At 54.7% G+C, this 24,928-nt stretch carries 24 protein-coding genes; 10 read left to right on the forward strand and 14 right to left on the reverse strand.

The window, feature by feature from the left end:
- Window positions 1–70: 70 nt before the first annotated feature.
- From CTZ24_RS14370 to CTZ24_RS14390, 5 genes are all read right to left on the reverse strand, one after another.
- Window positions 71–1,687, reverse strand: coding sequence for a rhodanese homology domain-containing protein (locus CTZ24_RS14370; protein ID WP_208723872.1), 1,617 nt, complete (start codon window positions 1,685–1,687; stop codon window positions 71–73).
- Window positions 1,680–2,270: a cysteine dioxygenase family protein gene (locus CTZ24_RS14375; protein WP_302474894.1), complete on the reverse strand. Its 591-nt coding sequence runs from the start codon at window positions 2,268–2,270 to the stop codon at window positions 1,680–1,682. The genes CTZ24_RS14370 and CTZ24_RS14375 overlap by 8 nt, the downstream gene beginning before the upstream one ends.
- Window positions 2,267–3,247 (reverse strand): ABC transporter substrate-binding protein, encoded by a 981-nt coding sequence (locus tag CTZ24_RS14380; RefSeq protein ID WP_208723873.1) that lies wholly within the window; start codon window positions 3,245–3,247, stop codon window positions 2,267–2,269. The genes CTZ24_RS14375 and CTZ24_RS14380 overlap by 4 nt, the downstream gene beginning before the upstream one ends.
- Window positions 3,247–4,335, reverse strand: coding sequence for an LLM class flavin-dependent oxidoreductase (locus tag CTZ24_RS14385; protein ID WP_208723874.1), 1,089 nt, complete (start codon window positions 4,333–4,335; stop codon window positions 3,247–3,249). Before CTZ24_RS14385 ends, CTZ24_RS14380 begins: the two co-directional genes overlap by 1 nt.
- A 192-nt stretch (window positions 4,336–4,527) precedes the next feature.
- On the reverse strand, window positions 4,528–5,718 hold the full coding sequence (locus CTZ24_RS14390; protein WP_021186330.1) for a NupC/NupG family nucleoside CNT transporter: 1,191 nt from the start codon (window positions 5,716–5,718) through the stop codon (window positions 4,528–4,530).
- Window positions 5,719–6,051: 333 nt separating this feature from the next.
- On the opposite strand from CTZ24_RS14390, the gene CTZ24_RS14395 reads away from it, so the two are divergent.
- Window positions 6,052–7,332, forward strand: a complete 1,281-nt coding sequence (locus CTZ24_RS14395) for an Nramp family divalent metal transporter (RefSeq protein WP_256402061.1) — start codon at window positions 6,052–6,054, stop codon at window positions 7,330–7,332.
- Between the two features lie 69 nt (window positions 7,333–7,401).
- Here the strand turns inward: CTZ24_RS14395 and CTZ24_RS14400 are convergent, their stop codons facing one another.
- Window positions 7,402–7,755, reverse strand: coding sequence for a DUF2502 domain-containing protein (locus CTZ24_RS14400; RefSeq protein ID WP_021186332.1), 354 nt, complete (start codon window positions 7,753–7,755; stop codon window positions 7,402–7,404).
- Window positions 7,756–7,914: 159 nt separating this feature from the next.
- A complete protein-coding gene (gene mgrA, locus CTZ24_RS14405; protein WP_021186333.1) occupies window positions 7,915–8,904 on the reverse strand; it encodes an L-glyceraldehyde 3-phosphate reductase in 990 nt (329 codons plus the stop codon).
- Between the two features lie 215 nt (window positions 8,905–9,119).
- On the opposite strand from mgrA, the gene CTZ24_RS14410 reads away from it, so the two are divergent.
- Entirely contained in the window at window positions 9,120–10,766 is a 1,647-nt protein-coding gene (locus tag CTZ24_RS14410) for a thiamine pyrophosphate-binding protein (RefSeq protein WP_208723876.1), read from the forward strand.
- 161 nt (window positions 10,767–10,927) lie between these two features.
- The gene (gene glk, locus CTZ24_RS14415; RefSeq protein ID WP_021186335.1) at window positions 10,928–11,893 is read left to right on the forward strand and encodes a glucokinase; all 966 of its coding nucleotides are present in this window, start codon (window positions 10,928–10,930) and stop codon (window positions 11,891–11,893) included.
- Between the two features lie 36 nt (window positions 11,894–11,929).
- On the opposite strand, the gene CTZ24_RS14420 is transcribed toward glk, so the two are convergent.
- Window positions 11,930–12,658, reverse strand: a complete 729-nt coding sequence (locus CTZ24_RS14420) for a LytR/AlgR family response regulator transcription factor (protein ID WP_208723877.1) — start codon at window positions 12,656–12,658, stop codon at window positions 11,930–11,932.
- Window positions 12,655–14,346, reverse strand: coding sequence for a sensor histidine kinase (locus CTZ24_RS14425; protein ID WP_302474913.1), 1,692 nt, complete (start codon window positions 14,344–14,346; stop codon window positions 12,655–12,657). Before CTZ24_RS14425 ends, CTZ24_RS14420 begins: the two co-directional genes overlap by 4 nt.
- A gap of 252 nt (window positions 14,347–14,598) precedes the next feature.
- Here CTZ24_RS14425 and CTZ24_RS14430 point away from each other — a divergent pair, with 252 nt between their 5' ends.
- Window positions 14,599–15,123 (forward strand): GNAT family N-acetyltransferase, encoded by a 525-nt coding sequence (locus CTZ24_RS14430; protein WP_208723879.1) that lies wholly within the window; start codon window positions 14,599–14,601, stop codon window positions 15,121–15,123.
- 118 nt (window positions 15,124–15,241) lie between these two features.
- On the forward strand, window positions 15,242–16,474 hold the full coding sequence (alaC, locus tag CTZ24_RS14435) for an alanine transaminase (RefSeq protein ID WP_021186339.1): 1,233 nt from the start codon (window positions 15,242–15,244) through the stop codon (window positions 16,472–16,474).
- Between the two features lie 46 nt (window positions 16,475–16,520).
- Here alaC and ypdK read toward each other — a convergent pair whose 3' ends face one another.
- The 3 genes from ypdK to CTZ24_RS14450 form a co-directional block, all read right to left on the reverse strand.
- A complete protein-coding gene (gene ypdK, locus CTZ24_RS14440) occupies window positions 16,521–16,592 on the reverse strand; it encodes a membrane protein YpdK (RefSeq protein WP_150105822.1) in 72 nt (23 codons plus the stop codon).
- 201 nt (window positions 16,593–16,793) lie between these two features.
- Window positions 16,794–17,822 (reverse strand): HlyD family secretion protein, encoded by a 1,029-nt coding sequence (locus CTZ24_RS14445; protein ID WP_208723880.1) that lies wholly within the window; start codon window positions 17,820–17,822, stop codon window positions 16,794–16,796.
- 5 nt (window positions 17,823–17,827) lie between these two features.
- Window positions 17,828–19,429, reverse strand: a complete 1,602-nt coding sequence (locus tag CTZ24_RS14450) for an MFS transporter (RefSeq protein ID WP_208725562.1) — start codon at window positions 19,427–19,429, stop codon at window positions 17,828–17,830.
- Window positions 19,430–19,576: 147 nt separating this feature from the next.
- On the opposite strand from CTZ24_RS14450, the gene CTZ24_RS14455 reads away from it, so the two are divergent.
- From CTZ24_RS14455 to CTZ24_RS14470, 4 genes are all read left to right on the forward strand, one after another.
- The gene (locus CTZ24_RS14455) at window positions 19,577–20,362 is read left to right on the forward strand and encodes an IclR family transcriptional regulator (RefSeq protein WP_208723881.1); all 786 of its coding nucleotides are present in this window, start codon (window positions 19,577–19,579) and stop codon (window positions 20,360–20,362) included.
- Window positions 20,363–20,368: 6 nt separating this feature from the next.
- Window positions 20,369–20,821: a universal stress protein gene (locus CTZ24_RS14460; RefSeq protein WP_021186343.1), complete on the forward strand. Its 453-nt coding sequence runs from the start codon at window positions 20,369–20,371 to the stop codon at window positions 20,819–20,821.
- A 10-nt stretch (window positions 20,822–20,831) separates the two neighbouring features.
- Window positions 20,832–21,635, forward strand: coding sequence for a hypothetical protein (locus CTZ24_RS14465; protein ID WP_208723882.1), 804 nt, complete (start codon window positions 20,832–20,834; stop codon window positions 21,633–21,635).
- Window positions 21,636–21,887: 252 nt separating this feature from the next.
- Window positions 21,888–22,169 carry a putative periplasmic lipoprotein gene (locus CTZ24_RS14470; protein WP_021186345.1) on the forward strand — a complete coding sequence of 94 codons (282 nt, stop codon included), beginning with the start codon at window positions 21,888–21,890 and terminating at the stop codon, window positions 22,167–22,169.
- 69 nt (window positions 22,170–22,238) lie between these two features.
- Here CTZ24_RS14470 and CTZ24_RS14475 read toward each other — a convergent pair whose 3' ends face one another.
- The gene (locus CTZ24_RS14475; RefSeq protein ID WP_200864702.1) at window positions 22,239–22,400 is read right to left on the reverse strand and encodes a hypothetical protein; all 162 of its coding nucleotides are present in this window, start codon (window positions 22,398–22,400) and stop codon (window positions 22,239–22,241) included.
- A gap of 304 nt (window positions 22,401–22,704) precedes the next feature.
- On the opposite strand from CTZ24_RS14475, the gene CTZ24_RS14480 reads away from it, so the two are divergent.
- A complete protein-coding gene (locus CTZ24_RS14480) occupies window positions 22,705–23,583 on the forward strand; it encodes an SMP-30/gluconolactonase/LRE family protein (RefSeq protein WP_208723883.1) in 879 nt (292 codons plus the stop codon).
- Between the two features lie 38 nt (window positions 23,584–23,621).
- Here CTZ24_RS14480 and CTZ24_RS14485 read toward each other — a convergent pair whose 3' ends face one another.
- The gene (locus CTZ24_RS14485) at window positions 23,622–24,839 is read right to left on the reverse strand and encodes an L-lactate MFS transporter (RefSeq protein WP_208723884.1); all 1,218 of its coding nucleotides are present in this window, start codon (window positions 24,837–24,839) and stop codon (window positions 23,622–23,624) included.
- Window positions 24,840–24,928 lie beyond the last annotated feature (89 nt).

The raw sequence follows: 24,928 nt of genomic DNA on the forward strand, positions 1-24,928 counted from the left end.
GGCGCGACTTATCGTGCGGTTTTTTTCTGCAACAAATTAAAAACAGCGCGATAAATCGCGCCGCTACCAGTCAGACGGTCACTGCCTGTGACACTGGCTTGAGTACCCTGAATCCATGCGTTCCATCGCGATCCAACTGCGCCACCAGACCATATTCCCAGTCGAGATAAGCCTGCATCACCGTCGGCTCAATATCGGTGCCCTCATACGGACGGCGATAACGGTCAATCGCTGGTGACAGCAACCGCTGTTCTCCTTGTTCGGTTGGCAGGCCCGCCGCGCGCCAGGCGGCGTTACCGCCTTCCAACACATATACCGGCTTTCCGCTCAGCTCTGCAATCTGTTCGACCGCATAGCCCGCCAGCAAACTGCTGCCGCAGGTCAGGACATAACGTCGCGCTTCAGGCAATAAGGCGTTGCCCTGTTGTTGCAGGGTGGAGCGCAGCAGCCAGGCTGCACCGGGAATATGGCTGTTGAGGTGATTGACGCGCGTGGTGAAATCCAACACCTGGGTTTGTCCTTCAGCCAGCCAACTGGCAAGCTGTTGCGGTGAGACAAATTCTGGCTGTGCGACAGGCGGAACCTGAGCTTGCCAGTTGCCCGTCACACTGAAATCACTGACCTGCAAACCCTCCAGCACCGCCACCTGCCAACCCAGTTGCGCCAGCCAGGAGGCCGCCATATTGGCACGCACGCCGTCGTCGTCAATCAACACAATGCACGCACCACGTACGCTGGCGTAGTGATCGGTTTCCTGCACCAGTTGACCACCCGGAACATGACGACTGCCGGGGACATGACCGGCGGCATATTCCTGTGCATCGCGCACATCAAACAGATAAGTGGTGCGAGGCTCCTGTCGCAAACGATGCAGTGTGTCGAGCGTAATGCGTTCCACGCCCGCGCGATCCGCCAGTTCACGCGCTTTTGCCGCCGCCTGGCGCTGTGCGATTTCGCTGGTTGCACCATAACGGCGGTCCTGTCCCTTATCCAGCGGATGTCCCGCCAGTGTCCAGCCGATAGTGCCGTTCCGTAGTGCAAACACCGGATTACGGATTCCGGCATTCACCAGTGACTGCGTGCCGATGATGCTGCGCGTGCGGCCTGCGCAGTTAACGATCACTGTGGTTTCCGGAGAGGGGGCGAGGTCGCGCACCCGCAACACCAACTCACCGCCCGGTACACTGGTAGCGTGTGGGATGCTCATGGTCTGGTATTCATCAAAGCGGCGTGCGTCCAGCACCACCACATCGTGGTCGCCGTTCAGCAGGCTATGTACCTCATCGGCGGAGAGCGACGGTGTCTGGTTATGATGTTCCACCAGTTCACCGAAAGCTTTACTGGGGGAGTTCACGTCAATAAACAGCTCCCCTCCGGCGGCCTGCCAGCCTGGCAGATCATCCGCCAACAACGCGACATTGTGGTAACCCAATGCTGCAATGCGTTCCGCAGCCGTTTGCGCCAGACCCTCGCCATTGTCGTATAAGGTAATGGCGGTAGCACGCTGCGGGATGCGATCCAGCCACTCCAGTTCAAGTTTGGATAACGGGATGTTCACCGCAAACAACGGATGACCCGTGGCATACAGCGCTTCATCGCGCACATCGACCAGTGCCACTTCCTGCTGCTGACGCAGCGCGGTCAGAATGTCGGCCGCCTGGCGTAACGGAAAAACCGGTTTAGTCATGTGAAAGATCCCAAATGTTTGGTAAGTAACGGTTGCTGTAGCCGGAGATAAACTCTTTTTCGCTGCCGTCTTCGCGATACACCGCGCGCTTAACCGCGCCGATATTGGCGCCATAGACGTGGATGCTGATGGATACCCGATCGTCAAAGGCATTGCTGACACGATGGATGTCGCCCACCGTAGGAGATACCGCCTCTACGCTGCCTGGCTCAAGGCGTACCGGCGGGCCTTCCGGTTGTAAACCGTTGGGGCCGGGTTGCCATGACTGGGATATCTCCGCGCCACGTAGCATGCCAATTAAGCCCCAGACGCGATGGTCGTGTATCGGCGTCTGCTGCCCCGGTCCCCAGACAAAGCTCACCACCGAGAAGCGCTGCTGCGCATCGGCGTACAACAAATATTGCTGATAATGTTGGGGATGCGGTTGGGTAAAGGCTTCGTCCAGCCAGTCGTCATGGTGGATCAACTCAGCCAGCCAGGCACTGGCGCGTTGCAACAGAGATTGCTCATCAGGATGGCTATCGAGCAGTTGCGCCAGATTGCCGACAAAGGTACGTAACCGGTGATGCTGAAGTTCACTCATGATTTATCCCCCTGAACGCTTTTTGCCACCTGATTGGCCCCGGCGGCGAGGCTGAAATCAAACGCTTTGCTGACATCAACCTGCTTTGGCAACACCTGGTAACGGTGGAAAAAATCCGCCGATTTTTGCAGCGTACCAATCAGGCTGGCATCGAATACCAACGGACGAATGCGCGCATCAGCGATCCAACTGGCGGTAATGCTGGTTGGCATATTGAGGTTTTTTCCCAGAACCTGGGCGAACTCAGTGGGATGCTGCTGCGCCCAAACCTGCGCTTTGGCTAAGCGCACCAGCAAATCGGCGATGGCTTTGCGTTTTTCCGGGTTACTCAGTGCCTCATCACGCGCCAGCGCATAGGAATATCCCGACATAATGCCCTTGCCACCGCCTTGTGGCACACGCACCGTACCATCGACGGCGGTAGAGGTTGCGATATAAGGTTCCCACGGTGCCCAGGCGGCCACGGCACCCGAGGTTAACGCGGCACGTCCATCCACCGGACCAAGGAAGCGCAACGTCACGTCGCTGGGCTTAAGGCCCGCGCGTTCCAGCAAACCGAGAATCAGATAATGGCCCCAGCCGCCGCGATTCACCGCAATTTGCTTGCCTTTCAAATCCTGCAAGCTGTGCACCCCGGCATTGGGACGAGTGAGCAGGGCGATACTATCCGGGTTGTTTTGCCACGCACCTACCGCTTTCACCGGGGCCCCCGCAGCATAGACAAACAGGAACGGCAGATCGCCGGTGAAACCGACATCCAACGCCCCGGCGTTCAGCGCTTCCTGCACCGGTGCACCGGAGTCAAATGCCGTGAGCTTAAGGTCATAAGGCAGGTTGGTCAGCTCGCCAGACGCCTTCAGCGCTGCAAAGCGGTCACCCTTTACATCACCGAGGCGCAAAGTGACTTTCTCGGCGGCAAACAACGGATTAAGCGATAGCGCCAGCGTCAGACCGGCAAATAAAGCAGCCAGCCGCATCAGGCACTCCTTTTTTCATGGCGATCGACAGCCGCGACTTTTTCGCGCGTCAGTGGCAGCAATTCGCGGCCATATTCCACCGCATCGTTAAGGGGATCGAAACCACGAATCAGCACGTTATGGATGCCGAGGCGGTAGTAATCCAGCAGCGCGTCAGACACCTGTTCGGCCGTGCCAACCAATGCGGTGGAGTTGTAGCCACCCTGCACCAGTTTGGCGACGCCGGTCCACAGCACTTTATCGTGGCGTTCGCCCTCGTTGGCGGCAGCTAACAAGCGCTGTGCACCGACGCTCTGTGGTTTTGGCAAGCCGAAGGTATAACCGCTTTCCGCCAACTGTTTCCCGGCCGTTTCGCGAATGTACTCGGCACGTTCCCAGGCCTCTTTTTCGGTGCTACCGAGGATGGGGCGGAAAGAAATGTTGAAATCAATTTCCCGCCCCTGTTTTGCGGCGGCAGCACGAACGCTGCGCACCGTCTCTTCTGCGCCTTTCAACGGTTCGCCCCACAAGGCGAACACATCGGCATGGCGTGCCGCGACATCAATCGCTTCTGCTGACGAACCGCCAAAATAGATCGGCAGCTTTTTCTGCAACGGCTTAATCGCGGAGAACGCCTGCTCGGCCTGGTAGAACGTTCCCTGGTGATTGTAGGGTTGCGTCGATTCCAGACTCAGCTTCAGCACCGTCAGAAATTCATCGGTACGCGCGTAGCGTTCGGCTTTATTGAGGAAATCACCATCGCGGCGTTGTTCACTGTCGCTGCCGCCGCTGATGATATGCACCGCCAGGCGGCCATCGGTGAGGTGATCGAGCGAAGCCAGTTTGCGCGCGGCAAGGGTGGGTGCCACAAAACCTGGGCGATGGGCCAGCAGGAATTTCAGCGTCGAAGTATGGGCGGCGGCATGGGCGGTGACGAGAAAACCGTCCGGTTGATCGGACCAGTAACCGACCAGGATGCGGTCAAACCCGGCGTCTTCATGGGCGCGGGCGAAGCGGGCGATGTAGTCTTTATCAAATAACGGGCCGTTGGCTGGAATGATTTCGGAGGCGAGGCGGTGGCCAATCATGCCAAGAAACTGAATGCTCATAGTGTTCTCCTGATGTGAAGTCATGGAGAAAAGCTACGGGCGCGGGCGGTGGCAACGGAAATTCAATATTGTGCAAAGGTTTTGCGTTTTGACGTGAAGCAGCGTCAGGCGCGGAGAGCGGGGTAAAAAAAGGAGATATAACGGATAGGAATAATAAAGAAGAGAAGGGCGAGCCGAAGCCCGCCTTTAACATCAGAAGCCCAGCACCAGACCGGCAATCGCAGCGGAAAGCACGCTCACCAGGGTAGAGCCGTACAGCAGTTTCAGACCGAAGCGGGACACCACGTTGCCCTGTTCTTCGTTCAGACCTTTAATCGCACCTGCCACAATCCCGATAGAGGAGAAGTTAGCAAAGGAGACAAGGAACACTGACAGAATACCTTCCGCATGCGGTGACAGCTGACCGGCAATTTTTTGCAGATCCATCATCGCCACGAATTCGTTAGAAACCAGTTTGGTCGCCATGATGCTGCCAACCTGCAACGCTTCGTTGGAAGGCACGCCCATCACCCAGGCAAACGGATAGAAGACATAACCCAGCACGCCCTGGAAGCTGATGCCGAAGATCACATCAAACAGCGCATTCAGGCCGGAAATCAGGGCGATAAAACCGATCAACATCGCCGCAACGATAATCGCCACACGGAAACCGGCAAGGATGTATTCGCCCAGCATTTCGAAGAAGCTCTGACCTTTGTGCAGGTCCTGCAATTGCAGATCTTCTTCGCTATCGACGCGGTACGGGTTAATCAGCGACAGCACGATAAAGGTACTGAACATGTTCAGTACCAGCGCGGCAACCACATATTTGGGTTGCAGCATGGTCATGTAAGCGCCAACGATCGACATAGACACTGTGGACATCGCGGTAGCCGCCATGGTGTACATGCGGCGCTGTGACATTTTGCCGAGGATATCCTTATAGGCGATAAAGTTTTCTGATTGTCCCAGAATCAGAGAGCTGACGGCGTTAAAGGATTCCAGCTTGCCCATGCCATTGATTTTTGACAGCACGGTACCGATGCCACGAATCACCCACGGCAGGATGCGGAAATGTTGCAAAATACCGATCAGGGCGGAGATAAACACAATCGGGCACAGCACATTCAGGAAGAAGAAGGCGAGGCCTTTTTCATTCATATTGCCGAACACGAAGTTAGTCCCTTCTGCGGCGTACTTGAGCAGATGGTCAAACAGGCCTGCAAACCCTTTCACGAAGCCAAGACCCGCTTCAGAGTTCAGGAAGAACCAGGCCAACAGAACTTCAATCACCAGAAGCTGAACGATATAGCGAATACGGATGCTTTTACGATCGTGACTGACCAATAAGGCCAGCACGGCTACCACCACCAATGCCAAAAGAAAGTGCAAAATATGGGACATGTCGGCTCCAAATTTGAGGAGGGTTGTATTTTGCTGCGTATTCTATGTAACGCGTTACTTAAAAACGAGATCTAAACCACATTATAAGTATTAACTATCGACATATTTTTAAGATTAGTCTCAACCATCACAACTTCTTCACACACTTGTTACAACAAAAATAACCACAAAGTCATTGTCTATAAAATGAGCCGAGGGTAGATTGATTCCTGTTGCACACATTTTGGCAAAACCTGGCTTTACCGCAATGTATAGCAAAGGCTATACTTTATAGCACTATCTATTAAAGCGATAACTATAACCATATTTCACTTGCCGCGCCTGCCCCGTAACCTGTTCGGGTCAACAAGCGTTAAGACAGGGTCAAAAACTATGTCAGAAAGCCGCACCGCTGAGCGCGCTGCTCGCGGAGCCAGAAACATAAAACTTGCCTTGCTGGGACCGGCCTTCATCGCGGCTATCGGTTATATCGATCCCGGCAATTTCGCCACCAATATTCAGGCGGGGGCTGCGTACGGCTACAAACTGCTGTGGGTGGTGGTCTGGGCGAATATCATGGCAATGCTGATTCAGCTCATGTCAGCTAAGCTGGGTATCGCTACCGGCAAAAATCTCGCGGAACATATTCGCGATCGCTTCCCACGTCCGGCGGTATGGTTTTACTGGGTACAAGCCGAAATCATCGCTATGGCGACCGACCTGGCCGAATTTATCGGTGCCGCGCTGGGCTTTAAGTTGTTGCTTGGTATCTCGCTTTTCCAGGGGGCGGTGCTGACCGGTATCGCGACCTTCCTGATTCTAATGCTGCAAAATCGTGGACAAAAGCCCCTCGAATTGGTTATTGGCGGGTTGCTGCTGTTTGTGGCCGCGGCATATATTGTTGAGTTGTTCTTCTCTCAGCCCAAAGTCAGCGAGTTGATTACCGGCATGGCGCTGCCATCCTTGCCGACGGCGGATGCGGTATTCCTTGCTGCCGGCGTACTCGGTGCCACCATTATGCCGCATGTGATTTATCTGCATTCGGCACTGACGCAATACGGTAATCAGGGCACCAAAGGACAGCGTTACTCCTCCACCAAACTGGATGTGGCGATTGCCATGACCATTGCCGGGTTTGTTAACCTGGCGATGATGGCAACCGCAGCGGCAGCGTTTCACTTCAGCGGTCACACCGGCATCGCCGATCTGGATCAGGCGTATCTGACGCTGCAACCGTTGTTAAGCCATGCTGCGGCGACGGTATTTGGTCTGAGTCTGGTGGCAGCAGGGTTGTCTTCTACGGTGGTGGGAACCCTCGCCGGGCAGGTGGTCATGCAGGGCTTTATCCGTTTCCAGATTCCGCTGTGGTTACGTCGCGCTATTACCATGCTGCCTTCTTTTATTGTGATCTGGGCAGGCTGGGATCCGACACGCATTCTGGTGTTTAGTCAGGTGCTGCTGAGCTTCGGTATCGCACTGGCGTTGGTGCCGCTGCTGTTTTTTACCGGCAACCGTGAGCTGATGGGGGCTGAGATGGTTAACTCACGTCTGATGCAAACCGTCGGTTGGGTGATTGTCGGGTTAGTGGTGGCGCTGAATATTTATCTGCTGGTCGGGCAGGCGCTGGGATTATAAAAAAGGTGTGCAGATGCACACCTTTTTGTTGTAGCGGCGCGATTTATTGCGCAGAGGAATAAGCCGAAATTAGTAACGGTCGCGACCGTGGTCATGGCCGTGACCATGTCCATGATGGTCATGACGATGCTCATAACGCCAGCGCTCATGACGGCGACGTTCCTGCTCGCGTTTCCACGCCTCATGTCGACGCCACTCCTCATGACGCCACCAACGATGATCGTGATAACGATAGCGATCATTCCACCAACGCGGTTCGCGCCAGCGGCCACCATCCCAGTAGTAACCTCGATGATCGCGATCGCCTAAATGCAGGGTGATGCCAGGGGCCAGATTAATGGTGGCACTACTGGCATGGGCTGTGTGTAGTGCCAGTGGGGACAGCGTTGCCAGCAAAGCGGCAAACAAAATTCCACGTTTCATAATTCTCCTTTCCGGCAGCTTATCGATTGCTACCGTTGCGCTAGTCTGCCAGATCGGACCAAAAAGACCTTAAGACGTAGTCTGAATACATTGAGGATAATCTGAAATAAGAGTTTTCTGCCGGAAGGGAAGCCCGGCTTTGGCCGGGCGGGAAAGCGGTTACACCAGAATCGCGTTGATGGCCTCTAACTCTGCTTCGCTCAGCGCAGGCTGGCTCAGCATGGCAACGGCATCATCAATTTGCGCAGTTTTACTGGCACCAATCAATACTGAGGTGACGCGGGTATCACGCAGCACCCAACTCAGCGCCATCTGCGCCAGTTTCTGGTCACGCTGCTGTGCAATGTTTTGCAATGCACGGACCTTGGCCATTTTTTCCTGTGTCAGTTGGTCTTCACGCAGGAATTTGCTGCCGCTGGCCACCCTTGAATCCTCGGGAATACCTTGCAGATAACGGTCAGTCAGAACGCCACCAGCCAGTGGTGAGAAGGCGATGCAGCCGACGCCATTGTCGCCCAATACATCCAGCAACCCTTGTTCCGGCGCGCGCTCAAACATCGAGTAGCGTGGCTGGTGAATCAGGCAGGGCGTACCGAGGTCGCGCAGAATGGCAATCGCTTCAGCGGCGCGCTCTGCCGGGTAATTTGAGATGGCGGCATACAGCGCTTTGCCCTGGCGCACCACCTGATCCAGCGCCCGCATGGTTTCTTCCAGCGGGGTTTCCGGGTCCGGACGATGGTGATAAAAGATATCCACGTATTCCAACCCCATGCGTTTCAGGCTTTGATCGAGGCTGGAAATCAGATACTTGCGCGAACCCCAGTCACCATAGGGGCCATCCCACATGGTGTAACCGGCTTTGGTGGAGATTAACAACTCATCACGATAGCCACGGAAATCCTCCCGCAGAATGCGCCCAAAATTCTCTTCAGCCGATCCCGGCGGCGGTCCGTAGTTATTTGCCAGGTCAAAATGCGTGATGCCGCAATCAAAAGCGTGGCGCAGCAGTTCGCGGCTGTTATCAACCCGGGTGCTGTCGCCAAAGTTGTGCCACAAGCCAAGCGAAATCGCTGGAAGTTTCAGGCCACTACGACCACTGCGGCGATATTGCATCTGTTGATAACGTTCGGGATGGGGAAAAACACTCATGCAGCGTTCCTGTCTCAAAGGGGGAGAAAGTGTCATCAGCATAGCAGTGTATGCGTTTACACTAATGGCAAACGCGTCGGCGATCGCAACTTACGGATTTTTCCGTCATCGTAACGTTCTGTTGCCAGATCATTCTGAGAAATGATGTTGAAAATCTAACCAATTCAGCCGCATCGCTAATACTCCAGATATAACCCACCAAGGAGTCGCTGCGCATGAAAACCCTCAAAGTTGGCGAATTTTTGTTGATGCGTTTACAGCAAGCGGGGATCCGGCACCTGTTTGGCGTGCCGGGGGATTACAATTTACAGTTTCTCGATAGCGTCATTGCGCATCCCGATATCACCTGGGTCGGCTGCGCTAACGAGCTGAATGCGGCCTATGCGGCGGATGGTTATGGCCGTTGTAACGGCGCTGCCGCCTTGCTGACCACTTTCGGCGTCGGCGAGTTAAGTGCGATCAACGGTATCGCTGGCAGTTACGCCGAATATGTACCGGTGATTCATATCGTGGGTGCACCGGCCAGCCAGGTACAGAGCCAGGGGGATTGTGTCCATCATTCTCTGGGCGATGGCGATTTCCGTCACTTCAGCCGTATGGCGCAGGAGGTGAGTGCGGCGAGCGCGGTGCTGACCGCAGAGAATGCGGTACAGGAAATCGATCGCGTGATGGGTGAAGCCCTGTATCAACACCGCCCTGGTTATTTGCTGTTGGCGGTCGATGTTGCTCAGGCCGAGGTCACCTTACCGCTGCCATCCTCTGCCATCACGTCGCTTCCTTCCGCGGTAGATGCCTTTGCGACAGCGGCGGAAGCTATGCTGTCATCGGCTCAACATGTGGCGCTGCTGGCCGATTTCCTTGCCGCGCGCTGGCAACTGCAATCCCCCCTGGCTGCCCTGCGTCAGCTGCGTGCCATTCCTGCCGCCACCCTGTTGATGGGCAAAGGCGTGCTGGATGAGCAGCAGCCAGGCTTTGTCGGCACCTATGCCGGGGAGGGCAGTACGCCAGCGGTGCGGGCGGCCATAGAAGAAACTGACGTGACTGTCTGCGTCGGTGTTCGTTTCACCGATACCTTAACCGCCGGTTTTACCCAGCAGCTCCCCACAGAAAAACTTATCGACCTGCAACCGTTCCATGCTGTGGTTGCCGGGGAAACCTTCTCGCCCTTAAGCATGGCAGAAGCGCTGGGCGTGCTGGAACCTTTGTTCCGACGTTATGGCGAACGTTGGGCTATCGGTGGCATGGCGACACGGGAAGATACATCGGATGATGATGCTTTCATCAGTCAGCATGCCTTCTGGCAGGCAATGCAGCGTTTCCTGCTGCCAGGTGATATTATCCTTGCCGATCAAGGTACTGCCGCCTTTGGTGCCGCCGCTTTACGCCTCCCCGAGGATGTGCAATTGCTGGTTCAGCCGCTCTGGGGTTCGATTGGCTATACTTTACCCGCCGCCTTTGGTGCGCAAACCGCGCAGCCGCAACGGCGGGTAATTCTCATCATCGGCGACGGTTCGGCTCAGTTAACCATCCAGGAGCTGGGATCCATGCAGCGCGATGGTCAGCAGCCGATTATTTTTCTTCTCAATAATGAAGGTTATACCGTCGAACGCGCGATTCATGGCGCGCATCAGCGTTACAACGACATTGCGCAGTGGAACTGGACTGCGCTGCCGCAGGCGCTCAGTCTGACGGGAGAAGCGCAAAGCTGGCGCGTCAGCGAAACGGTGCAACTGGAGGCGGTGATGGCACGGCTGGCGAATAATCAGCGTTTGTCGCTGGTGGAAGTGGTGCTGGATAAAGAAGATATCCCACCATTGCTGCGTAAAGTGACTGCCTCGCTGCATCAGCGCAACGGCGGCTGAATTCGGACAGTTGCCTCTGTGCAGTCCAGCCACTGCATGGCAGGATGTGGTCGCACCTGAGTGATTACGCCCATCTGACGCACTGATGGGCGTTGTTGTTTTATTGGCAGGCTTTTATAGTGTCTTGCAATTATTTATGACCCAAGCGGAGCAGCAGAAGAATGACAAAATACGCCCTGGTCGGCGATGTGGGCGGCACCAATGCCCGTCTCGCCCTGTGTGAGGTGGAAACCGGTGCCATCTCCCAGGCCAAAACATTCTCAACAGCAGACTATGACAATCTCGAAGCGGTGATTCGTCACTATCTGGATGAGCAGAAGCAGGATATTAAAGATGGCTGCATCGCCATTGCCTGCCCGATCACCGGCGATTGGGTCGAAATGACCAACCATGACTGGGCTTTCTCCACGAAGCAGATGAAAGAGAGCCTGGGTTTTGCTCATCTTGAGATCATCAATGACTTCACCGCCATCTCAATGGCGGTGCCGATGCTGGCGGAAAGTGATGTGATTCAGTTTGGCGGCAAAGCCCCGGTGAAAGATAAGCCGATCGCTATTTACGGCGCGGGCACCGGCCTCGGCGTCAGCCATCTGGTGCATGTCGATAAGCGCTGGGTCAGTCTGCCGGGCGAGGGCGGCCATGTTGATTTCGCGCCGAACAGCGAAGAAGAGGGCGAGATTCTGGAAGTGCTGCGCGCGGAACTGGGCCATGTTTCAGCGGAACGTGTACTGTCCGGTTCCGGGCTGGTTAATCTCTATCGCGCTATCGTCAAATCGGATCAGCGCGAGCCGGAAAACCTGAAACCTAAAGACGTGACCGAACGCGCGCTGAAAGACAGCTGCATCGATTGCCGCCGCGCATTGTCGTTGTTCTGCGTCATCATGGGACGTTTTGGCGGCAACCTCGCGCTGAATCTCGGCACCTTTGGCGGCGTGTATATCGCCGGTGGTATTGTGCCGCGTTTCCTCGACTTCTTTAAAGCCTCCGGCTTCCGCGCCGCGTTTGAAGACAAGGGCCGCTTCCGCGACTATCTGGTTGATATCCCCGTGTTTATGATTACGCACGATCAGCCGGGCTTGCTTGGTGCAGGCGCGCATCTGCGTCAGACACTGGGTCGCGTGCTGTAATTTCCCGCAGGCGAGTGGCCTCCAGCGCTGCTCGCCTTATAAGCGCATCAGTTGCCGAAACGCTTTCACCTTGCTACGACTCACCGGCACCTGCGCATCCAAATCGCGTAATTTCACCAGATAAGTATTGTTGAACCAGGGTTCTATCTCGCGGATTTTACTCAGGTTGACGCAGTATGAACGGTGGCAGCGAAAGAAAGCCGTCTCGGGTAAGCGGCTACAAAACTCGCTGATGGTCATCGACATCACATACGCTTCGCGTCGCGTATACACGAACGTCAGTTTCTCGTGGGCTTCAACATAATAAATATCGTTAATATCGGTGACGATGATGCGCTCATCCTTCACCAGATTTACCGTCTGCTGGGCAATAGCCTGCGGGCTGCTGGCGGGGGACTGCTGCTGTTGCCAGCTCGCCTCCAGCTTGTTAAGCATGGTGATGATGCGTGATTCGTGATACGGCTTCAGAATGTAGTCAAAAGCCTCCAGCTCGAAGGCTTCTACCGCATGCTCTTTCCACGCGGTAATAAACACAATTAACGGCTTATGGGCGAATTGATTGATGTTTTGCGCCAACAACATGCCATCCAGCGAGGGGATATTGATGTCGAGGAAAATGACATCGACCCGATGGTTTTGCAGATACTTCAGGACTTCCAGTCCGTCATCAAAACAGGCTTCGATGGTGATCTGGCTGTGATGCTGAATCATCCAGCTCAGTTCCTGCTGTGCCAGAAACTCGTCTTCGACAATAATGGCTTTCACGCTGAAGTCTCCGTCACGCTGGCCTGTGTTGCTGGTAGTCGATGGCCATGTTTGCTGAGGGTAAAGGAGATTTCGGTGCCAGGTTGATGGCGCTCTATGGTCAATCCCTGGCCGGAGAGCAACTTCACCCGATGATGTACATTCAACAGGCCGATTTTATTACCGGGCATCTCATCCCGCGCCACGCGTGCCATTACCTCTTCACTGATTCCGGCTCCGGTATCACGTACCGCCACCCGCACCCGATCACCGAGATCTTTGACGCTGAGAGTCACCACGCCTTTGCCGCGACAGGGCTGGATGCCGTGCACGATGGCATTCTCGACCAGCGGCTGAATCAGCAGACTGGGCAAGGTAAAATGCAGGTCTTCGTCGATGTCATAGATCATCGATAGCTTGTCACCAAAGCGTGCCTGTTCGATGGCAATGTAATCCTTCACCTGCCACAGCTCTTTTTTGATATCGATTGGCTCGTCGTCATTCAGTTCCAGGTTGTAACGCAAATAGCGCGACAGATTAATTACCAACTGGCGTGCGGTATCCGGGTTCATTCGAATCGATGCTGAAATGGCGTTCAGGGCGTTAAACAGGAAATGTGGGTTGATCTTGCTTTGTAAGGCACGCAGTTCAGCTTTGTTTGCCATCTCACGCAGTTGCTCGGCGCGGGACACTTCCAACTGGGTAGAGATGATTTGCGACAGCCCCACGGCCATCTCTTTTAGTGATCCGGTGATACGGTGAGCGCGGCGATAATAGATTTTTAGCGTGCCGGTGACTTCCCCTTTTTCCAAAAGGGGAATAACCAGCATTGAGTGAATATCCTTGGTACGGTGCGCTTCGTCATTATTCTTGATGATGATTTTACCGCTGGTGATCGCCTGCGCGGTGGTCGGGCTGAGGCCGTCGTCGCCATTCTGATAGTTTTGCGCGCCGTAGCCGACGTAGGCGAGAATCTGTTTGGTATTGGTGATCGCCACGGCGTCAGCATTGATTTCACAACGAATGATGTCGCATACCTGATGCAACGAGTGGCTGTTAATCTGGCGGAACAACGGCAGCGTCTTGTTGGCAATTTCCAGCGCCAGCTTGGCCTGTCGCGCGGCAATCGCCTCTTTTTCACCTTCGACACTCTGTACCAGCAACACAATCAAACCGATGCTGGAAGCGCCGAGGATCATCGGCAGCGCAATCTCGGAAACAATATCCAGGCCGAGTGACATCGGTCTGGCCCACAGCACAATCAGCAGCATGGTGAGGGTTTCACATAACATGCCGCCGAGAATACCGGCGCGCCAACGCTGTTCCTTGCTCACCCGACGATTAATCGCCCCCGAGGCGATACCGGCAATGATGCTGGTAATCAGGCAGGGAATCGAGGTAATGCCATGAATATCAATCAGAAAACGATGCAAGCCGGCAATCACCCCGGTGGCGATGCCGACCCACGGGCCAAACAAAATGCCACCTGACATTACGGCAATCACGCGCACGTTAAGCAGTGAACCATCGACATCAATACCTGACCAGGTGCTGAACAGGGCAAACAGCGAAAAAATCGCTGTCACCACCACTTTTTCCTGACGCGAGTGTTCATCTTTCTGTAGTAACTGGCGAAATGCGCGCGTCCGGGTGAGAAAGAACAGGCAAATCAGCATCAGCGCGGCGCGGTCAAATACCGCCAGCAGCATGTCAAAGTGAGAAGGCACAGGCATCTCGTCAGTAACCGGAGGGTAGGGCTATGATAAAAAATGTGATCGCGATCCGCCAGCGCCCTGACCGGCCTCAGACACTTCTTATGGCCAGGATCAATTTTTATCGTGTAAAACGCAAAAAGAGGAAAAGTTGAGTAGTAAAAAGAGGATTAGCTTTTCCCTGCGCTGAGACTGGTTGTCACCGGTGCGGTTTGTTATGTTGGCCTAAGCCTTTTTCGGAGCGCAGCCATGCAATTAGTTACAGCCCGTTTGACCCTCAACCGCCTCCAGCCGGAAGACTGGCAGATTTTCAAAGCGGTACATGAAGATGCCGCGACCATGATCTGGGTAAGTGAAATCCCCGATGAAGAGGATATCCGTCAGCGGTTTACGGAACGCCTTGCTCCCTGGCAGGTCAGCAGTTTTCACATGTTGTGCATGGTGGCCCGTTTGCGTGAAACCGGCGAAGCAATAGGCCTGTTTGGTTGCAACCCGGAGTGGGAACCCTATCGCCAGGCCGAGGTCGGCTACATGATGCTGCATCGTTTTACCGGACAGGGGTATGGCAGCGAGGCGCTGGGTGCGCTTTGTACGTTTTTGCTGCAAGCCGAATTTCATAAGCTGAAAGCACTGGTGGTGGAGGGGAATTGGCCATCAAGACGCATTCTGGAGAAGAATGATTTTGTGCTGGAGGGGACGCTACGGGATAATTATCTGTTAAACGGCCAATGGGTGAACGATTGGGTGCTGGGGCGTCTGAATCAGCAAAAATAAAAATATTATCTTCGGCTCTCGACAATCCTGTTATCACCGCGTTATGTTCTTGGTTCGGTCACAGCAGTGACCCACGTCGCTCGGACGGTCCGGGCGCTAACGTACTCCAGAGGACATCATGGCTGATAACAGCACACCCCGTCGTTTTTCTCGTATTGACCGCCTTCCCCCTTACGTTTTTAACATCACCGCTGAATTGAAGATGGCTGCGCGTCGGCGCGGCGAAGACATCATCGATTTTTCGATGGGGAACCCGGATGGCGCGACGCCGCCGCATATCGTAGAAAAACTGTGCCAGGTGGCCCAGCGCGAGGACACTCACGGCTACTCCACCTCGAAAGGGATCCCGCGCCTGCGTCGCGCGATTTCACGCTGGTACGCTGACCGTTATCAGGTGGATATCGATCCTGAGTCTGAAGCCATTGTCACCATCGGTTCGAAAGAGGGACTGGCGCATTTGATGCTGGCAACCCTCGACCACGGCGACACCGTGTTGGTGCCGAACCCCAGCTACCCTATTCATATTTACGGCGCGGTGATTGCCGGGGCGCAGGTCCGTTCTGTGCCGCTGGTGGCGGGCGTCGATTTCTTTAACGAGCTGGAACGCGCCATTCGTGAAAGCTACCCAAAACCGAAGATGATGATCCTCGGTTTCCCGTCCAACCCGACTGCGCAATGCGTGGAACTGGATTTCTTCGAACGCGTGATTGCGCTGGCGAAGCAGTACAACGTGTTGGTGATCCACGACCTGGCCTATGCCGACATTGTCTACGATGGCTGGAAAGCGCCGTCGATCATGCAGGTGCCGGGTGCACGCGATGTCGCGGTTGAGTTTTTCACCCTGTCGAAAAGCTACAACATGGCGGGCTGGCGTATCGGTTTTATGGTCGGCAATAAAGAGTTGGTTTCGGCGCTGGCGCGTATCAAGAGTTACCACGATTACGGCACCTTTACGCCGTTGCAGGTGGCAGCAATCGCTGCGCTGGAAGGGGATCAGCAATGTGTACGCGATATCGCCGAGCAGTACAAACGTCGTCGTGATGTGCTGGTGAAAGGGCTGCACGAAGCGGGATGGATGGTCGAGATGCCCAAAGCCTCGATGTACGTCTGGGCGAAAATTCCTGACCATTACGCGCATCTTGGTTCGCTGGAGTTTGCCAAACGTTTATTGCAGGAGGCCAAAGTGTGCGTGTCGCCAGGTATCGGCTTTGGTGACTACGGTGACACCCATGTGCGTTTTGCGCTGATTGAGAACAGCGATCGTATTCGTCAGGCGGTGCGGGGAATTAAAGCGATGTTCCGTGCCGACGGGATTTTGCCCGGAACCGTGAAAACCACAGAAGAAGAATAGCCTTCCGTTTCAGGGGCGACAATCCCGTCGCCCCTTCCTGGTGATACTAGAGCATCAGCATGAAGGTGCCGACCCAGATTAACAGGAAAAAAGAGATTCCCATCAAAGCGTATTTCACACTACAACTCCTCTGAGCGTTTACGACGATGGTGATCCCAGACCAGCGTAACGCGACAGAATAAGAGAAAGGTGGAGTTCATCACCGCTACACGCTTTCATCTCAGGTCGTTCAGAGCAAACTCAGAACAGGATCGAACGCTAATTTACGCGTAATTTTTCCGAAAAGAAATAGATCCATTCTGAGATATTTCTCACGTTTTTAGTGCACTTCAATTTCCGGGATCGCCGACATGCCAACGCGTAATTGCGCCAGATCGGCCTGGTTGGGATCCAGCACGATTTTCACCGGCAGGCGTTGCACCACCTTGGTGTAGTTGCCTGTCGCGTTATCGGGTGAAATGGCGGAAAAGGTTGCTCCCGTGGCGGGCGCAATGCTGTCAACATGGCCGGAAAATGTCTTGCCCGGCAGGGCATCCACCCGCACCAACACCTTTTGCCCCTCACGCACATCCGTCAACTGCGTTTCCAGATAGTTGGCGGTGATATAGGTTTGCTGCAACGGCACCACCGCCAGCAAACGGGTTCCCGCCGTAACATAGGCCCCGAGTCGCACCGAACGTTGTCCCACCATGCCATCGACCGGGGCGACGATACGGGTGTAGGACAGATTAAGCTGTGCCTGATCGACGCTGGCTTGTGCGGCGGTGACATCCGCTTCTGCCTGACGCAATGCTGCCTGCAAAACACCAACTTCCTTCACGGCGGCGGCCAGCGCCGCTTCGCTCTGGCGTACGGTGGCGGCAGCGGAGCGCTGAGTAGATGTGGCTTTTTGCTGCTCATCGGCGGCGATGGTGCCACTTTTATACAGGCTGTCGTAACGCGCCGCACTCTGACCGGCATACTGAGCTGAAGCCTGGCTGGCGGCCAGTGTCGCTTTTGCCTGGTCAATGGTGGATTGCTGTTGCTCCAGTTGCGCCTGGCTGCTCAGACGCTTGGCTTCACTGACCTGTAAATTGGCTTTGGCGGTTTCCAGCGCGACGCGATAATCACGGTCGTCGAGCGTCGCCAGCAGTTCACCCGCTTTGACGCGCTGGTTATCCTGCACATTAACGCTGGCGATATAGCCGGAGACTTTCGGCGCAACCAGCGTGTAATCCGCATTGACGTAAGCATCATCCGTTCGGTGATCATTGGCGGTCATCGACGACCAGACGAAAAAAGCCATGATCAGCAACACCAGCAGTAAGGCGCTCAGCAGCACCGTTCTTTTCAGAGCAAAAGCACGCATATCAGTTATCTCGACGTGTTTGTAACAGGTTGAATCAGAGTTTGTGGCGGCCAGACACGTTTTGGCAGCCAGGCGGTGAGCAGCAGAAGCAGTGCGGCGAAACCGATCAGCATCACATAGCTATCACTCAAACTGAGCACCATCGCCTGATGCTTCAGCAGACTGGCGAAACCGCTCAGGTTTTCACTGCTGCTGGCGCTGCCATCCGGCAAAAGCGGGAAGCTGCTGCTTGCCTGTGCGCTGGTGGGTGCGGTCATCAACCACGAACGGCTGGCGGCGTTACCCACCAGGATATTGGAATGAAACTGTTCGCGGTGGCTGATAAACCACTCCACCAGCGTACTGGCGGCGACGCTGGAGAAGCCGCGCACGGTATTAAACATCGCGGAGGCAAAAGGACCTTCCGGCGGGGCAACGACGCTGGTGGCGCTCATCAACACCGGCAAAATCACCATTGGCTGACCAAAAGCCTGCAAAATTTGTATCAGCCAGAAATTTTGTCGCCCCCAGTCGGTGGTGATTTGCATCCCGAGCAGGCAGGAGGTCACCAGCAATGCCACGCCTGCGGTCAGCATCCAGCGGCAGTCAATCCAGCGGATATTCAGCAGCGCGGCAATCAACGGTGCGATTAACAACTGCGGTAAACCCACCGTCAGTGCCAGCGGGGCAAATTGCAGGGTACGGAAACCCTCGATCTGGCCAAAGTAAGCCGAGGGTAGGGCTGAACCGGAAAGCGACAGAATCAGTACCCCGGCCAGTGCCAGCAGACCGTGCGCGAGGTTGTGGCGTTGCAGCATCTGCAACTTGAACAATGGCAACGGGTGAAACCATTCATTAATAAAGAACACAATCAGCAATGCCGCGGCGCTAAATAATAGCGCGACGATTAATGGCGAGCTGAGCCAGTCCAATCGTTCACCCTGTGTCAGTGCGAGGATCAGCAACGCGATACCGCTGCAACCGGTCAGCATGCCGAACAGATCCATTTGCTGGAAACGCTCGAAACGCAGTGGGTCCTGGGGCAGGCCCCAGCCAATCAGCAACATGGCTACCAGCATAGCGGGCACCACTTGCCAGAACACGAACATCCAACTGACGTCGTCGGTCCAGAAAGCAGCCAATGAGGCGGCAAGATTGGGGCCGAAGGTCGCTGTCAGCGCGTAAGCGCCAAGGCCATAAAGTTTGATCGGCGGAGGCAAGAAACGTAACGCGACCGTCATCAGTAACGGGGGCAGAGCGCCACCAAACAGCCCCTGGATAACGCGCAGGGTGATAAATAAGGTGGCATTGGGTAGCAGCGGCAGCAGAATGCCGGTGATCATGAAGCCAGCCGAGACGGTAAGCGCAAAACGGCGCAGCGAGAAGGTGACGGCAAACCAGGGCGCAATCATCATGGTGGCCACTTCGGCAGCCTGGTAAGCAGAAATGATCCAGCTACCCTGATCGTAACTGATGCCAATGGCTGCACGGATATCCGCCAGAGCAATATCGGTGACGCGATCGTTTAAACCGGCGGTCAGGGCGGCAATCAGCACACCCACCAGACCGAGCGCAAGGCGCAGGGTAAAAGGATGGGGTGCCGGGGCCGCTGCGGGCTGGGCATTCATAGCAGGTTTCTCGTTATGTTGATGCAGTGTATTGCGATGTGATACAGATCGCATATTACATCCCGGTATGTTGTATTGCAATGTGATACAGGGTGTAAAAGTGCGGTTAATCGCGCTAAAGTAGGGCAGGCCACAAAGGATCGCACTATGGTTGAAATCCCCTCCTGCCGTGAGGATGAAAAAGCGGGCGGCATTCAGGTCATCGCCCGCGCGGCAAAAATTCTAAATGCATTGGGTGAGCATCCCGGCGGTATGAGCCTGGGGGAGATTGCTCAGGCGGTGGATTTACCCCGTTCGACGGTGCAACGTATTGTCGCCGCGTTGGATAATGCGCAACTGGTACGCAGCAGTGGCGCAGGCGGATTACGCCTCGGTCCGGCGCTGCTGAAGCTGATCTCCAGCGTGCACAGTGACGTGGTTGAAGTGGTGCGTCCTTTTCTTGAACGACTTTCCGCAGAGACGAATGAAACTGTCTCACTGGCACGCGCCAGTGGTACCCAACTGGCTATCGTCCATTATGTGGTGGCGTCACGCGAACTGCGTGTGGTGCCGCGCATGGGGCTGAATCTGCCGCTCTACAGCACCTCGGGCGGTCGGGCCTTACTGGCGCTGGAGAGCGATGAAGATGTCAGGGTAATTGTCGGCGAAGCCTATAAAGAGCTGACGGAGATGACCATCAAAACGCTGCCGCAGTTGCTGGAGTTGATTGGTGAAGTGCGCAAAACCGGCTTCTCCTACGATCGTGGTGAGACGCTGGAGGGCATCTCAACCATGGCGGTGGCGATCGACACTTTATTTGGCCGCTTCTCTATTTCACTGCTGGTGCCGACAGCGCGTTTTCGTAAACACGAGGCGCGTTATTGTGAGGAAATCCTGAAGTGTAAAGAGGCGCTGACCCGCGAAATTGGCAAAATGACCGCTGTTGAAGGATAACCGCAGATGAAAACCTTGTTGATGGCCATTGATAACTCTCCAGTGGCGGAGAAAGTGATCGCCCTGACGATTGAACAGGCGCTTGCGCACCAGGCGCAGGTAGTGGTGCTGTGCTGCATCGACCCGGCTTATTCTTCCTGCAACCAGCCGATTGAGATTGATGCCGGTGAAGATCCGGATGATTTTCTGGTGGCAAAGGATGAACAAAATACCGCTGAAATGGTGGTGCGCCATGCGCTGGCACCGATTATGCGCGCCGGGGTGACAGCAAAAGGGGTGATTCTGGCCGGGGAAGCGGCGGAAACCATTGTTGCACAGTCGGCTGCCGTGCAGGCCAGCATGATTATCATGGGACGACGCCATCTTTCGCCGTTCAACCGCCTGCTGAAAGGCTCGGTCAGCGCTGCCGTGATTGAACGCGCCAACTGTCCGGTTCTGATTGACGTACGCAAGGATTAATAACCGCTCCATGCTCTCGCTTTTCATTATTACGCTGGTGGCATTTGGGCTGCTGGCGCTGATCATTATTGTGCTGTTGCGTACCACCGCATTGCGTCTCTGGCAGGGTGTGCTGCTCTTTCTGTTACCGGTGTTGCTGGCCAATCTGCTGTGGTTTAGCTGGCTGCATCCACGCCAGCAGCGGCAGGCGCTGGCGACTGAAGTCGCTAATCAACTCAGCGAGGCACCGGGTTATCGGCTGTTGAAAACCCAGGAACCCGTGTTGTGGCAGCTCCTGAATCGTGAGTTGTTGCATAAACGTCTGGCCGGGGTGCCACCGGAAGAAGCGTTGGGCGAGATGCGTGGCTGGCTATTCGATTTAGTTAATCAACGTCTGGTCCGTGCCAGTGATACCGCCATCCTCAATTACATTCGCGTTTCCGTCGAGGAGATGCAGGCGCTGCAACAACAGAATGCACAAAGCTGCTTCCGGTTTCTTTACCCGCAGGTGAATGGCGGTGTCAATTTACAGCAATTGCTGCCACCACAACTGAATCAGCGTGATGCGCAGGCATTGGACGAATTGCTGGCGCAAAGCACCGGAGATGAGCAACCGCTGGATAATCAGGCGGCGCAGCGTGATTTGCAGAAAGTGGTGGAGACGTTGTACAGCAAATGGGGTGACCGTCTGCAACAACTTAATATGCCTGCGGATACCACGGTCGATCGTTCGGCGATGTGCGCGATGTCGATTGACCTCTACAACGGCATTCTCGCATTGCCTGACAAACAAGCGGCTAATCTTCTGCGTAAAATGGTCAGTCTTACCGGATAGCGGGCAAAAAAAGCCCGCTCAGCACGGGCAATAAGGTCACAATCAGTCAGTCTTTTACGTTATTCACCTGGTGTGGCGTGGACTTCGTTTTGTCTGAGAAAAGTATGTCACTACAGAAGTGATAAGAATAGCCGTTTGGTTTTATTAATTTAATTGGTAAAATCTTTTCTTTGTTCAGATATTTCGCTCCCCATTCCTATAGCCAGACGCAGCGCTGCTTTTTACACTGCGGTGCTAAATGAGGACATCACAATGAAAAATGGGTTAATGGGTGCCATCGCGCTGTTATTATTGTCTGGCTGTAGTGTCAGTCACCCAGGAGGATTTGAGCGTGTAGATGAAGATCCCAGCTCAAATACTGTGCAGTATCGTTACGATCCGCAGACATTTAATAAAGATGCTATGGCAGTAGATTTGGCTGAATATTGCAGCAAGCGTGGATTTGATAAAGTTGAAGCGTTACCCGCCCAGGATAGTCATATTCCAGGACTAAAGAAAGCCTGGTATCAATGCAATTACGCAGTGAAAAGTTAAAAAAGAAGGGCGGGAAATTTTCCCGCCCTTTTTCTTTTTTATTATTTGCTGTGTGTTAGCTTTGCCCGCTTACCAGTGTCTGCCTGGTCCTGGCCCATGATGCCAGCCACCGTGCCAGCCCCCATGTGGCGGTCCCCAGCCAGGTCCACGTCCGTGACCACCATCAATAATACAACCACTCAGCATGGCAACGACGGCAACGACAGACGCAACTTTAATTAGTTTTTTCATGGAGAGTCCTCCTCTTTTCCAATGAGGCCAGATTACAGTGGAAAAGTGGAGCGAAGATGCAGCGAATGTAGAGTTATTTCTGGATCTATTTCTGAATATTTCAATTTGCAGAGAGGATTGTCAGGAAGGAATATAAACCAATCGGAATAAGCTGAATGCCTGATGATAATAACGCGATTAGTCTGAAAAGCAAGTCTAAATAATATCTGTTCTCAGTTAAAATAGATGACGTTAGCGGTGCGATTTATCGCGCAGGTTTCTGAAATACAGGTTACAGTCGGGACAGCATAAATAAGGAGCAATCATGGCGCGTGAAGTGAGAAATGTACTGGCCTTGCAGGCCGAGTTGGCTGAGTGTCCTTTATGGTCAACACGCGAACAGGTGCTGTGGTGTGTGGATATTCTGGCACCTGCCATTCATCGTTTCGATCCCGTCAGTGGTGAGTTGCATACGTTTCCTCAACAGGAAGAGGTGGGTTGTATTGGGCTGCGTGAGCAGGGCGGCTTAATTGCGGCGCTGCGCAGTGGCGTCTGGCTGCTGGATCAACAGGGTAAACCCCAGCGTAAGCTGGCAGATAATCCGGGGGTTGCAGCGAAGAGTCGCTTCAACGACGGGCGTGTCGACCCCTGGGGGAATTTCTGGTGCGGCAGCCTGTGGGAGCCACAGGATAAAAATGGTGGGCTACTGTGCCGCGTTACCCCTGATGGTGTATTAGCGGTGATGGCTGAGGACGTGAAAATTTCCAACGGTCTGGCGTTCTCACCGGATCGCCAATGGATGTATCACAGCGATACCCCCAATGAAGTGCTGTATCGCTACCCACTGAATGTCCAAAACGGCGAACCTGGCGAGCGTCAGCGTTTTCGTCAGTTTGATGCCAAAGGGGGATTGCCGGATGGTGCTGCGGTGGACAGCGAAGGTTACTACTGGTCTGCGCTATTTGACGGTGGTCGGGTGGTGCGTATTGATCCGCTGACAGCGAAGATCGTCGATGAGATTACGTTGCCGGTGCGCTGGCCGACGATGGTCGCGTTTGGCGGTGCCGATTTGAAAACCCTGTATATCACCTCATCGCGTGAACATCGAACTGCCGAGGAGCTGACACGTTATCCGCAGTCGGGCGATATTTTTGCTGTGGAGGTGGACGTGGCGGGAATAGCGGAGCCGTTATTTAAAGGATAAAAACATGCCGTGCCCGAAAGCACGGCATGGCCTGGAACTTAACTGCGATGTAGTACCGGCTCCTGTACATTGTGGCGTTGCGGCAGGCGGATGCTGAGTGACAGGAACAATGAAATCACCAGCAAGGTCATAATCAGGCTGAAGGTGATAGTGAAGCCACCAAACACCGATGCCACCAGTGATCCCAGCACGCTACCGATACCAAAACCCAGATAAATCAGGCCGTAATTTTTGGTCAGGTTGTTCAGGCCGAAGAAATCGCTGACCAGTGACGGGAAGACGGTGATGGTGCCGCCAAAGCTGAATGCCACGCAGGCCAGGGAAATAAAGAAGGTGGATTCATTCATGTGGGTGAAAAGCAAAATGCTCATCCCTGCCAGTGAAACCACCTGTGCCAGCGAAATCACCCGGATACGCGCCATTTTATCGGACAGCACACCCAACACCAGACGACCACTCAGGTTAGCGATAGCAATCACCGTCACCGCATTCGCCGCAGTTTGTGTGCTGAGATGAACCAGACCCTCGCCAATATCTTTCGCCACGCCAATCACATACAAACCGCTCATGCAGGCAGTGAGGAACATCAGCGCCAGCATCCAGTATTGTGGTAAACGGATGGACTGCGCCAGCGTGTAATCTTTGCTTTGCACGGCGGAGGTGCTGCTGCTCTGCTGGACCGGTGCATCACGCATCAGCAGTGCGCCGAGGATGATCATGGTCATTGCCAGCACCCCCCAAATCACGAAGGTGTTTTCCAGCCCCTGGCTGTTGAGCAGCGCGCCGCAGATAAATTTAAAGCCCAGGCTACCCAAACCGTAGGCACCGATGGCACAGGCGGAGATCACCCCTTTACGTTCCGGGAACCATTTTACGCAGTTGGATAAGGTCATCAGATAACCGGCACCATCAGCCAGCCCGACCAGTACCCCTGCGCTGAGGTACAGCATCATCAGGTTATCCGCATGCGCGGTTAACCAGAAACCCAGCGCCATCAATACACCGGCACCAATGGTGACATTACGTACGCCGAAGCGTTCCTGTAATTTACCGGCCAGCGATGAAGCAATCGCCAGGCCGAGGCTCAGTAAACCAAACGAGAACGCGACCTGACTGACCGGGGCATCAAGCTTATGCGCCAGTTGGCCGTTAAACAGGCTCCAGGTGTAGACCGAACCTAACGCAAATTGAGTCAAAATGGTGCCAGCCAGGGTGAGCCAGCGGGTGCGTTGATAATTTGATGTGGTGGTTTGCATATTTTTCTCTCCCATCCGGGAATTCGGAAACTGAAGCGATGGTAATCCGCTCGCGCGTAGGCGTGGGGAGAAAAGGCGTGAGAGGCTGT

This window comes from Pantoea phytobeneficialis, assembly GCF_009728735.1.
Lineage (GTDB): Bacteria > Pseudomonadota > Gammaproteobacteria > Enterobacterales > Enterobacteriaceae > Pantoea > Pantoea phytobeneficialis.

What these genes read in the sequence shown, in the direction of transcription:
- CTZ24_RS14370 (WP_208723872.1), bottom strand. Translation starts at nt 1,687, where the DNA reads ATGACTAAACCGGTTTTTCCGTTACGCCAGGCGGCCGACATTCTGACC.
- CTZ24_RS14375 (WP_302474894.1), bottom strand. Translation starts at nt 2,270, where the DNA reads ATGAGTGAACTTCAGCATCACCGGTTACGTACCTTTGTCGGCAATCTG.
- CTZ24_RS14380 (WP_208723873.1), bottom strand. Translation starts at nt 3,247, where the DNA reads ATGCGGCTGGCTGCTTTATTTGCCGGTCTGACGCTGGCGCTATCGCTT.
- CTZ24_RS14385 (WP_208723874.1), bottom strand. Translation starts at nt 4,335, where the DNA reads ATGAGCATTCAGTTTCTTGGCATGATTGGCCACCGCCTCGCCTCCGAA.
- CTZ24_RS14390 (WP_021186330.1), bottom strand. Translation starts at nt 5,718, where the DNA reads ATGTCCCATATTTTGCACTTTCTTTTGGCATTGGTGGTGGTAGCCGTG.
- CTZ24_RS14400 (WP_021186332.1), bottom strand. Translation starts at nt 7,755, where the DNA reads ATGAAACGTGGAATTTTGTTTGCCGCTTTGCTGGCAACGCTGTCCCCA.
- mgrA (WP_021186333.1), bottom strand. Translation starts at nt 8,904, where the DNA reads ATGAGTGTTTTTCCCCATCCCGAACGTTATCAACAGATGCAATATCGC.
- CTZ24_RS14410 (WP_208723876.1), top strand. Translation starts at nt 9,120, where the DNA reads ATGAAAACCCTCAAAGTTGGCGAATTTTTGTTGATGCGTTTACAGCAA.
- glk (WP_021186335.1), top strand. Translation starts at nt 10,928, where the DNA reads ATGACAAAATACGCCCTGGTCGGCGATGTGGGCGGCACCAATGCCCGT.
- CTZ24_RS14425 (WP_302474913.1), bottom strand. Translation starts at nt 14,346, where the DNA reads ATGCTGCTGGCGGTATTTGACCGCGCCGCGCTGATGCTGATTTGCCTG.
- CTZ24_RS14430 (WP_208723879.1), top strand. Translation starts at nt 14,599, where the DNA reads ATGCAATTAGTTACAGCCCGTTTGACCCTCAACCGCCTCCAGCCGGAA.
- alaC (WP_021186339.1), top strand. Translation starts at nt 15,242, where the DNA reads ATGGCTGATAACAGCACACCCCGTCGTTTTTCTCGTATTGACCGCCTT.
- CTZ24_RS14445 (WP_208723880.1), bottom strand. Translation starts at nt 17,822, where the DNA reads ATGCGTGCTTTTGCTCTGAAAAGAACGGTGCTGCTGAGCGCCTTACTG.
- CTZ24_RS14450 (WP_208725562.1), bottom strand. Translation starts at nt 19,429, where the DNA reads ATGAATGCCCAGCCCGCAGCGGCCCCGGCACCCCATCCTTTTACCCTG.
- CTZ24_RS14455 (WP_208723881.1), top strand. Translation starts at nt 19,577, where the DNA reads ATGGTTGAAATCCCCTCCTGCCGTGAGGATGAAAAAGCGGGCGGCATT.
- CTZ24_RS14460 (WP_021186343.1), top strand. Translation starts at nt 20,369, where the DNA reads ATGAAAACCTTGTTGATGGCCATTGATAACTCTCCAGTGGCGGAGAAA.
- CTZ24_RS14465 (WP_208723882.1), top strand. Translation starts at nt 20,832, where the DNA reads ATGCTCTCGCTTTTCATTATTACGCTGGTGGCATTTGGGCTGCTGGCG.
- CTZ24_RS14470 (WP_021186345.1), top strand. Translation starts at nt 21,888, where the DNA reads ATGAAAAATGGGTTAATGGGTGCCATCGCGCTGTTATTATTGTCTGGC.
- CTZ24_RS14475 (WP_200864702.1), bottom strand. Translation starts at nt 22,400, where the DNA reads ATGAAAAAACTAATTAAAGTTGCGTCTGTCGTTGCCGTCGTTGCCATG.
- CTZ24_RS14480 (WP_208723883.1), top strand. Translation starts at nt 22,705, where the DNA reads ATGGCGCGTGAAGTGAGAAATGTACTGGCCTTGCAGGCCGAGTTGGCT.
- CTZ24_RS14485 (WP_208723884.1), bottom strand. Translation starts at nt 24,839, where the DNA reads ATGCAAACCACCACATCAAATTATCAACGCACCCGCTGGCTCACCCTG.